General features: G+C 64.4%; 5 protein-coding genes and 1 pseudogene. 5 read left to right on the top strand and 1 reads right to left on the bottom strand.

Annotation, left to right across the window (positions count from 1 at the left end):
- Nucleotides 1-68: 68 nt before the first annotated feature.
- The 5 genes and pseudogenes from urtC to RMO57_RS19410 all read left to right on the top strand — a co-directional run bounded on the left by urtC (nucleotide 69) and on the right by RMO57_RS19410 (nucleotide 3,439).
- Nucleotides 69-1,182: pseudogene (gene urtC / locus RMO57_RS19430) on the top strand (urea ABC transporter permease subunit UrtC).
- Nucleotides 1,179-2,030 carry an urea ABC transporter ATP-binding protein UrtD gene (urtD, locus tag RMO57_RS19425; RefSeq protein ID WP_310389467.1) on the top strand — a complete coding sequence of 284 codons (852 nt, stop codon included), beginning with the start codon at nucleotides 1,179-1,181 and terminating at the stop codon, nucleotides 2,028-2,030. The pseudogene urtC and the gene urtD overlap by 4 nt, the downstream one beginning before the upstream one ends.
- Before the next feature lie 6 nt (nucleotides 2,031-2,036).
- On the top strand, nucleotides 2,037-2,729 hold the full coding sequence (urtE, locus tag RMO57_RS19420) for an urea ABC transporter ATP-binding subunit UrtE (RefSeq protein WP_310389466.1): 693 nt from the start codon (nucleotides 2,037-2,039) through the stop codon (nucleotides 2,727-2,729).
- A 69-nt stretch (nucleotides 2,730-2,798) separates the two neighbouring features.
- Complete coding sequence (locus tag RMO57_RS19415) at nucleotides 2,799-3,077, top strand: type II toxin-antitoxin system ParD family antitoxin (protein WP_310389464.1); 279 nt, start codon at nucleotides 2,799-2,801, stop codon at nucleotides 3,075-3,077.
- A complete protein-coding gene (locus RMO57_RS19410) occupies nucleotides 3,077-3,439 on the top strand; it encodes a type II toxin-antitoxin system RelE/ParE family toxin (RefSeq protein ID WP_310389463.1) in 363 nt (120 codons plus the stop codon). The genes RMO57_RS19415 and RMO57_RS19410 overlap by 1 nt, the downstream gene beginning before the upstream one ends.
- 74 nt (nucleotides 3,440-3,513) lie before the next feature.
- Here RMO57_RS19410 and groEL read toward each other — a convergent pair.
- Nucleotides 3,514-4,375: chaperonin GroEL (gene groEL, locus RMO57_RS19405; protein ID WP_310389461.1), on the bottom strand; the 862-nt coding region annotated here is incomplete at its 5' end.

Raw genomic sequence — 4,375 nt, 5'->3', positions numbered from 1 at the left:
GCGGTGGTCGCCTTCATCCAAAAACGCCCACAGGGCTTGTTCGCCCTCAAGGGCCGGAGCGCCGAAGCATGAGTGCGGCAATCGCTATCAACCCGCTGCCGGCGGCGGCCAAGCCCAGCGGGCGCGCCTGGCCGGTGCTGCTGGCCTTTCTGATCGTGACCCTGGTCGTGCCGCTGCTGAATCGGCTGCTGCCGGAAGGGCATTGGCTGCATGTGTCCGACTATCTGGTCACCCTCTTGGGCAAGATGCAGTGCTATGCGCTGTGTGCGCTGGCGCTGGATCTGGTGTGGGGCTTCACCGGCATCTTGTCGCTGGGCCACGGCCTGTTCTTCGCGCTGGGCGGCTATTGCATGGGCATGGCCTTGATGGTGGAGGCGTCCGGGCCCGGCAATTTGCCGGCCTTCATGGTGTTCCTGGATTGGAAGAGCCTGCCCTGGCACTGGGCCTTGAGCGGCTCCCTGCTGGCGCAGCTGGTCTTGGTGCTGGTGGTGCCGGGGCTGCTGGCCTGGGTGTTCGGCTACTTTGCCTTCCGCTCGCGCATCAAGGGCGTGTACTTTTCCATCATCACGCAGGCGCTGACCTTTGCCGCGATGCTGCTGTTCTTCCGCAACGAGACCGGCTTCGGCGGCAATAACGGCTTCACCGATTTCAAGACCGTCGCCGGCATCCCGCTGGCCGATCCGCGCACGCGCTTAGGCCTGTTCGTGCTGACCGGCTGCGTGCTGATCGGCTTTTATCTGCTGGCGCGCTGGATCGTCGCCAGCAAGCTGGGCCGCCTGCTGCAGGCGGTGCGCGACGCCGAGAACCGGGTCATGTTCACCGGCTACGACCCGCTGCGCTACAAGTTGGCGGTGTGGGTGCTGTCGGCGCTGATGTGCGGCGTGGCCGGCGCGCTCTATGTGCTGCAGGTCGGCATCATCAACCCGAGCGAAATGTCCACCGCCGCCAGCATCGAGATGGCGGTCTGGGTCGCGGTCGGCGGCCGGGGCGACGCTGATCGGCCCCATCGTCGGCGCCTTCTTCGTCAACGCCAGCAAGAGCATCTTCACCGTCGTCTGGCCCGAGGCCTGGTTGTTCGTTTTGGGCGGGCTGTTCATCGCGGTGACGCTGTTCATGCCGCAGGGCCTGGTCGGCTTGGTGGCTTCCATCAAGGCCAAGTTTGCAACGAAGGGCAAGCCATGAATCCCGAGTTGCTGGAGCAAGGCGCCGAGCGCCTGCAATCCGCCGCCAACAAGGGGCAGGGCCGCGTGCTCGACCCTGGCGCGCTCGATCTGCGCCATGGCCGCGTGCTTTATCTGGAGGACATCAGCGTCTCGTTCGACGGCTTCAAGGCGCTCAACAACTTGAGCCTGGACATCGCGGTGGGCGAGCTGCGCTGCATCATCGGCCCGAATGGCGCCGGCAAGACCACGATGATGGACGTGATCACCGGCAAGACCCGACCCGACGCCGGCAATGCGTTCTTCGGCAACACCATCAATCTGCTGCGCCACAGCGAAAGCGAGATCGTCCGCCTGGGCCTGGGCCGCAAGTTCCAGAAGCCCACCGTGTTTGAGCGCCTCAGCGTGCTGGAGAACCTGGAGCTGGCGCTGCAGACCGACCCCGGCGTCTGGGCCTGCCTGCGCTTCAAGCCGACGCCGGCGCATCGCGAGCGCATGGACGCGGTGCTCAAGCAGATCCACCTGAGCAGCGAGGCGCAGCGCCAGGCCGGCCTGCTCTCGCATGGCCAGAAGCAATGGTTGGAGATCGGCATGCTGCTGATGCTGGACCCCAAACTCTTGCTGCTGGACGAGCCGGTGGCCGGCATGACCGACCATGAAACCGAGCGCACCGCCGAGCTGCTGCTGTCGCTGCAGGGCAAGCATTCGCTGATGGTGGTGGAGCACGATATGAAGTTCATCGATGCGCTGACCTGCGACGACGCGCGCAAGAAAGTCACCGTGCTGCACGAGGGCCGGGTGCTGGCCGAGGGCTCGCTGGCCCAGGTGCAGGCCGACCCGCAGGTGCTTGAAGTCTATTTGGGGCGCTGATCCATCATGTTGAAAGTAGAAGGCCTGCAACAGTATTACGGCGGCTCGCACATCCTGCGCAATGTCGGTTTCGAGGCCAGGCCGGGCGAGGTGACGGTGGTGCTGGGCCGCAACGGCGTCGGCAAGACCACCTTGCTGAAAAGCCTGATGGGCCTGGTGCCGCTGCGCGGCGGCACGGTCACTTTGGGCGAGCGCAACTTGAGCGGGCGCCCGCCTTATGAGCGGGTGCGCGCGGGCCTGGCCTATGTGCCGCAGGGGCGCGAGATCTTCGGCCGCCTGACGGTGCAGGACAACCTCTTGATGGGCCTGGCCTCCAAGCCGGCGTCGGCCAAGCTGCCGCCCGAGTTGTTCGAGCTGTTCCCGGTCCTGAGCCAGATGCTGAACCGGCGCGGCGGCGATCTGTCCGGCGGCCAGCAGCAGCAGCTGGCGATAGCGCGTGCGCTGGCGGCCGGCCCGCAGGTCTTGATCCTGGACGAGCCGACCGAGGGCATACAGCCCAGTGTGATCAAGGACATCGGCCGGGTGATTCGCGGCCTGGCCCAGCGCGGTGACATGGCCATCATCCTGGTCGAGCAGTTCTACGACTTCGCCGCTGAGCTGGCCGACCAATACCTGGTGATGGAACGCGGCGAAATCATCGCCCGCGGGCCCGGCGCGGAGATGGCGGCCAAGGGGGTGAGGGAGTTGGTGTCGGTGTAGTAGCGGATGTAGGGGGGTACGTCTTGTGGCATAGTATGCCAATCATTGGATTACCGAAGCGAGCTAGCCATGGCCACCAGAAATGTTGTGCTGACCGACCATCAATCCCAGTTTGTTGAGCGACTGGTCAGTTCGGGGCGCTACCAGAACGCCAGCGAAATCTTGCGTGAAGGCCTGCGGATGGTCGAGCGGCGCGAGTCTGAGGACGAGCAGCGTCTATTGGCCTTGCGCGAGGCTGCCCGACTGGGACTCAATGACATCGAGGCGGGCGCCTTCCGTAGCTTTGGCTCCGCGCAGGCGCTGGATCAGTATCTGGCGAGCTTGACCGCTGAAACGCTTGAGCCTTGATGGGCGCTGCAAGTTGGACGGTTCGTCTGTCGGCCACGGCCGAGGCCGATTTCCGTCAAATCTTGCGCTGGACAGCCGATCGCTTTGGCGCCGCTCAAGCACGCATCTATGCCGACACGATCTCGCTGGCGCTGCAGGATCTGAGCGCCGGCACTACGCTGATCGGCGTCAAGGCGCGCGCTGAAATTGGCGCCAGTATCTACACCTTGCACATCGCCCGCCATGGGCGCAAAGCGCGGCATTTCGTGATGTTCAGAGCGAGCAGCGGCGAAGGTGGGGCGCCCGCCGTTGATGTGCTGCGGCTCCTGCATGACGGCATGGACTTGGAGCGGCATTGGCCGCCACCCGACGAGGCTTCCTGAGGACAAAAAAAGGGCCGCATCGCTGCGGCCCTTTTTGTTGGTGCTTCAAAGCCCGAAGGCTCTGAAGCAAGGCATTACATGCCCATATCGCCCATGCCGCCCATACCACCCATGCCGCCGCCCATGCCGCCGCCGGCAGGTGCGTCGTCCTTGGCGGACTCGCAAACCATGCATTCGGTGGTCAACATCAGCGAAGCCACCGAGGCGGCGTTCTGCAGCGCAGTACGTGTCACCTTGGTTGGGTCCAGGATGCCCATTTCGATCATGTCGCCGTAGGTGTCATTGGCAGCGTTGAAGCCGTAGTTGCCCGAACCGGCCAACACTGCATTCACGACCACCGATGCTTCGCCACCGGCGTTGTAGACGATCTCGCGCAGCGGCGCTTCGATCGCCTTCATGACCAGCTTGATGCCGGCGTCTTGGTCGGCGTTGGCGCCGACGATGGTGCCAGCCGCTTGCTTGGCGCGCAGCAGCGCCACGCCGCCACCGGCCACGATGCCTTCTTCCACCGCAGCGCGAGTAGCGTGCAGGGCGTCTTCAACGCGGGCCTTCTTTTCCTTCATTTCGACTTCGGTCGCAGCGCCGACCTTGATCAGTGCAACACCGCCGGCCAGCTTGGCCACGCGCTCTTGCAGCTTTTCACGGTCGTAGTCGCTGGTCGCTTCTTCGATCTGGATACGCACTTGCTTGACACGTGCTTCGATGTCGGCTGCAGCGCCCAGGCCGTCGATGATGGTGGTATTTTCCTTGCCCACTTCGACGCGCTTGGCTTGGCCCAGATCGGCCAAAGTGACCTTCTCCAGGGTCAGGCCGACTTCTTCGGCGATGACCTTGCCGCCGGTCAGGATGGCGATGTCTTCCAGCATGGCCTTGCGGCGGTCGCCGAAACCTGGCGCCTTGACGGCCACAACCTTCAGGATGCCACGGATGGTGTTG

It is taken from the genome of Roseateles sp. (genome assembly GCF_031397715.1).
Taxonomy (GTDB): domain Bacteria; phylum Pseudomonadota; class Gammaproteobacteria; order Burkholderiales; family Burkholderiaceae_C; genus Paucibacter_A.
Note: the sequence above shows the minus strand (reverse complement) of the source record. Positions and strands in the feature narration are given on the sequence as shown.